The organism is Corynebacterium variabile (genome assembly GCF_006539825.1).
GTDB classification, from domain to species: domain Bacteria; phylum Actinomycetota; class Actinomycetes; order Mycobacteriales; family Mycobacteriaceae; genus Corynebacterium; species Corynebacterium variabile.
This window is the reverse complement of record NZ_BJNT01000036.1, coordinates 1-5,488: the sequence shown is the minus strand read 5'-3', so window position 1 is coordinate 5,488 and position 5,488 is coordinate 1. Positions and strand designations below refer to the sequence as shown.

Genomic DNA, 5,488 nt, shown 5'->3' with positions numbered 1-5,488 from the left:
GGTGTGCGGATGTTGTTTGAGAACTCAATAGCGTGATGAATCAAGTTTTTTGTCGCATGGTCGGCAGATGGTGGCTTGGGTTGGTACCGGCACGTGGGTGACTGCGTGTAAAAGTACTTATCTTTGTCTGTCTGTTGGTTGTTGTGACCGGCGTATGGTTCCTGGTCCCCCGACCGGAACTGTGCGCGGATATTCCGGGTTTTTACCTGGATGTCAGCAGTTCAGTATTTTTATTTTTGCCAGTGATGGCTCTTTATTGGGTTTATTGCTTTTATGGAGAGTTTGATCCTGGCTCAGGACGAACGCTGGCGGCGTGCTTAACACATGCAAGTCGAACGGAAAGGCCCTGCTTGCAGGGTACTCGAGTGGCGAACGGGTGAGTAACACGTGGGTGATCTGCCCTGCACTTCGGGATAAGCCTGGGAAACTGGGTCTAATACCGGATAGGACCATCGTTTAGTGTCGGTGGTGGAAAGTTTTTCGGTGCAGGATGAGCTCGCGGCCTATCAGCTTGTTGGTGGGGTAATGGCCTACCAAGGCGTCGACGGGTAGCCGGCCTGAGAGGGTGGACGGCCACATTGGGACTGAGACACGGCCCAGACTCCTACGGGAGGCAGCAGTGGGGAATATTGCACAATGGGCGCAAGCCTGATGCAGCGACGCCGCGTGGGGGATGAAGGCCTTCGGGTTGTAAACTCCTTTCAACCATGACGAAGCATTATGTGACGGTAGTGGTAGAAGAAGCACCGGCTAACTACGTGCCAGCAGCCGCGGTAATACGTAGGGTGCGAGCGTTGTCCGGAATTACTGGGCGTAAAGAGCTCGTAGGTGGTTTGTCGCGTCGTCTGTGAAATTCCGGGGCTTAACTCCGGGCGTGCAGGCGATACGGGCATAACTTGAGTGCTGTAGGGGAGACTGGAATTCCTGGTGTAGCGGTGAAATGCGCAGATATCAGGAGGAACACCGATGGCGAAGGCAGGTCTCTGGGCAGTAACTGACGCTGAGGAGCGAAAGCATGGGTAGCGAACAGGATTAGATACCCTGGTAGTCCATGCCGTAAACGGTGGGCGCTAGGTGTGGGGGTCTTCCACGACTTCTGTGCCGTAGCTAACGCATTAAGCGCCCCGCCTGGGGAGTACGGCCGCAAGGCTAAAACTCAAAGGAATTGACGGGGGCCCGCACAAGCGGCGGAGCATGTGGATTAATTCGATGCAACGCGAAGAACCTTACCTGGGCTTGACATATGCCGGATCGACGCAGAGATGCGTTTTCCCTTGTGGTCGGTATACAGGTGGTGCATGGTTGTCGTCAGCTCGTGTCGTGAGATGTTGGGTTAAGTCCCGCAACGAGCGCAACCCTTGTCTTGTGTTGCCAGCACGTTATGGTGGGGACTCGCGAGAGACTGCCGGGGTTAACTCGGAGGAAGGTGGGGATGACGTCAAATCATCATGCCCCTTATGTCCAGGGCTTCACACATGCTACAATGGTCGGTACAGTGGGTTGCTACACCGTGAGGTGGTGCTAATCCCTTAAAGCCGGTCTCAGTTCGGATTGGAGTCTGCAACTCGACTCCATGAAGTCGGAGTCGCTAGTAATCGCAGATCAGCAACGCTGCGGTGAATACGTTCCCGGGCCTTGTACACACCGCCCGTCACGTCATGAAAGTTGGTAACACCCGAAGCCAGTGGCCCAAACTCGTTAGGGAGCTGTCGAAGGTGGGATCGGCGATTGGGACGAAGTCGTAACAAGGTAGCCGTACCGGAAGGTGCGGCTGGATCACCTCCTTTCTAAGGAGCTTTATTTTGTGGTTCTCGCACCAACAAGGGTGTTTGAGGCCTTTTTTGAATCCGGGTGGAGATCAACCCGTTTTTGAGTCGCCTGGTGGCGATCGTGTGACAGGCCTTTTTGGGGTCAGCTTGGTTCGTTGCGTTGTTGGGTGTCTGGAACAGCATGCGGTTTTGCATGGTTGTTTCTGTGGGGTTCTTGTGGCCGGTGTGCACGTGAGTGTGTGGTGGTTGTGGGTGTCCCGAGTCTTTGTGACTGTGTTGTTTGAGAACTGTATAGTGGACGCGAGTATCTTCTTTTTTGATGCAATTTTGTAAGTATTTGATTGAATACTGTTTTACAGTGTTCATCTGATGCGTTCTTAGTGTTGTGTGTTAAGGGCGCACGGTGGATGCCTTGGCATGATGAGCCGATGAAGGACGTGGGAGACTGCGATATGCCTCGGGGAGTTGTCAACTGAGCGTTGATCCGAGGATGTCCGAATGGGGAAACCCGGCCGTGGTTATGTGCGGTCACCTGCCGGTGAATGTATAGCCGGTGTGGAGGTTACGCGGGGAAGTGAAACATCTCAGTACCCGTAGGAAGAGAAAACAATAGTGATTCCGTGAGTAGTGGCGAACGAAAGTGGATGATTGGCTAAACCGGTTGCGTGTGATACCTGTCAGGGGTTGCGTGGTCGGGGTTGTGGGGTCTTGTTCGACTGGTCTGACAGTCAGTCGCCCGGTCATGTGTGCTAGCGGAAGTGGTTTGGAATGGCCTGCCGTAGACGGTGAGAGTCCGGTACGTGAAAGCATGTGTGGTTGGGTTACGAGGTGCCCCGAGTAGCAGCGGGCTCGTGGAATCTGCTGTGAATCTGCCGGGACCACCCGGTAAGCCTGAATACTCATTGTGACCGATAGCGGATAGTACCGTGAGGGAATGGTGAAAAGTACCCCGGGAGGGGAGTGAAATAGTACCTGAAACCGTGCGCTTACAATCCGTCAGAGCCGTTCTGCACTTTTGGTGTGGTGGTGATGGCGTGCCTTTTGAAGAATGAGCCTGCGAGTCAGCGGCACGTCGCGAGGTTAACCCGTGTGGGGTAGTCGTAGCGAAAGCGAATACTAACTAGTGTGTTTAGTGGCGTGTCCTGGACCCGAAGCGGGGTGATCTACCCATGGCCAGTGTGAAGCGACGGTAAGACGTCGTGGAGGCGCGAACCCACTTAGGTTGAAAACTGAGGGGATGAGTTGTGGGTAGGGGTGAAAGGCCAATCAAACTCCGTGATAGCTGGTTCTCCCCGAAATGCATTTAGGTGCAGCGTCGTGTGTTTCTTGCCGGAGGTAGAGCTACTGGTTGGTTTAGCGGGACTATCATCTTAGCGACATCAGCCAAACTCCGAATGCCGGTAAGTGAGAGCGCGGCAGTGAGACTGCGGGGGATAAGCTTCGTAGTCGAGAGGGAAACAGCCCAGATCGCCGGCTAAGGCCCCTAAGGGTGTACTAAGTGGAAAAGGATGTGGGATCGCGAAGACAGCCAGGAGGTTGGCTTAGAAGCAGCCATCCTTGAAAGAGTGCGTAATAGCTCACTGGTCGAGTGGTCCTGCGCCGACAATGTAGTGGGGCTCAAGTACACCGCCGAAGCCGCGGAACTCATACTTTTGTGTGGGTTGGTAGGGGAGCGTCGTGTGGCCGTTGAAGGTGCGGGGTGACCCAGTGCTGGAGGCTATGCGAGTGAGAATGCAGGCATGAGTAGCGAATGATGAGTGAGAACCTCATCCGCCGGATGACCAAGGGTTCCTGGGTCAAGTTAATCTTCCCAGGGTGAGTCGGGGCCTAAGGCGAGGCCGACAGGCGTAGTCGATGGATAACGGGTTGATATTCCCGTACCCGAGTGTGTGCGACAATGATGAATCGGTGATACTAACCACCCTGAAGTTTTCTGTTCACGTCTTTGGCGTGTGTGGTTGATGGATGCGTGGGACCTGAGCTGGTAGTAGTCAAGTGATGGGGTGACGCAGGAAGGTAGCCGAGCCACTTATTGGATTGTGGTGTAAGCGTGTGGCCCGTGTTCCAGGTAAATCCGGGACACATTGTGGGTGAGGCGTGATGCGTACCCGTTTGCGGGGATGTCGGTGATCCTATGCTGTCGAGAAAAGCCTCTAGCGAGTGCACGTTCGGCCCGTACCCCAAACCGACACAGGTGGTCAGGTAGAGAATACTAAGGCGATCGGGTGAACTGTGGTTAAGGAACTCGGCAAAATGCCCCCGTAACTTCGGGAGAAGGGGGGCCCGTGCTGGTGAAGGTCTTTACGGCTGGTAGCTGGTGTGGGTCGCAGAGAATAGAGGGAAGCGACTGTTTACTAAAAACACAGGTCCGTGCGAAGACGGTAAGTCGATGTATACGGACTGACGCCTGCCCGGTGCTGGAAGGTTAAGAGGACCTGTTAGATTTTCGGATCGAAGCGGAGAATTTAAGCCCCAGTAAACGGCGGTGGTAACTATAACCATCCTAAGGTAGCGAAATTCCTTGTCGGGTAAGTTCCGACCTGCACGAATGGCGTAACGACTTCCCTGCTGTCTCAACCACAGGCCCGGCGAAATTGCAGTACGAGTAAAGATGCTCGTTACGCGCGGCAGGACGAAAAGACCCCGGGACCTTCACTATAGCTTGGTATTGGTGTTCGGTTCGGTTTGTGTAGGATAGGTGGGAGACTGTGAAGCGGCCACGCCAGTGGTTGTGGAGTCGTTGTTGAAATACCACTCTGATCGTATTGGATATCTGAACCTCGGCCCATGATCTGGGTTAGGGACAGTGCCTGGTGGGTAGTTTAACTGGGGCGGTTGCCTCCCAAAGAGTAACGGAGGCGCCCAAAGGTTCCCTCAGCCTGGTTGGCAATCAGGTGTTGAGTGTAAGTGCACAAGGGAGCTTGACTGTGAGACTGACAGGTCGAGCAGGTACGAAAGTAGGGACTAGTGATCCGGCACCGGCTTGTGGAAGCGGTGTCGCTCAACGGATAAAAGGTACCCCGGGGATAACAGGCTGATCTTCCCCAAGAGTCCATATCGACGGGATGGTTTGGCACCTCGATGTCGGCTCGTCGCATCCTGGGGCTGGAGTTGGTCCCAAGGGTTGGGCTGTTCGCCCATTAAAGCGGCACGCGAGCTGGGTTTAGAACGTCGTGAGACAGTTCGGTCTCTATCCGCCGTGCGCGTTGAAACTTGAGAAAGGCTGACCCTAGTACGAGAGGACCGGGTTGGACATACCTCTGGTGGGCCAGTTGTCACGCCCGTGGCATGGCTGGTTGGCTACGTATGGGAGGGATAACCGCTGAAAGCATCTAAGCGGGAAGCCTGTTTCGAGATGAGGTTTCGTTTGAGGTTCCCTGTAGATTACGGGGTTGATAGGCCGGATCTGGACAGCATGTGAGTGTTGGAGGTGACCGGTACTAATTGACCGAGCGCTACATTAAGAGTGTTGTTGCTTGATTGTGTTGTTGAGAAGCGTGTTTTGCGTCCACTGTGCAGTGTCTGGAATGGCACGGCATACTGAGTCTGGGTTGGTTTTTGTGGCTGGTCTGGGTTTGGGTGTGTGTTGTTTCGTGTGTTTTGTCGGTGGTTTTAGCGGTGGGGTCACGCCCGGTCCCTTTCCGAACCCGGAAGCTAAGCCTGCCTGCGCCGATGGTACTGCACCTGGGAGGGTGTGGGAGAGTAGGACGCCGCCGGCA

General features: G+C 54.7%; 3 rRNA genes. All 3 read left to right on the top strand.

The annotated features are described in order from the left end of the window. The first annotated feature begins 270 nt into the window (after window positions 1–270). A 16S ribosomal RNA gene (locus CVA01_RS14520) occupies window positions 271–1,787 on the top strand. A 360-nt stretch (window positions 1,788–2,147) separates the two neighbouring features. After that, window positions 2,148–5,234, top strand: a 23S ribosomal RNA gene (locus CVA01_RS14515). Window positions 5,235–5,371: 137 nt separating this feature from the next. Then, window positions 5,372–5,488: ribosomal RNA gene (rrf, locus tag CVA01_RS14510) — 5S ribosomal RNA — on the top strand. Together the 16S, 23S and 5S rRNA genes form the textbook arrangement of a ribosomal RNA operon.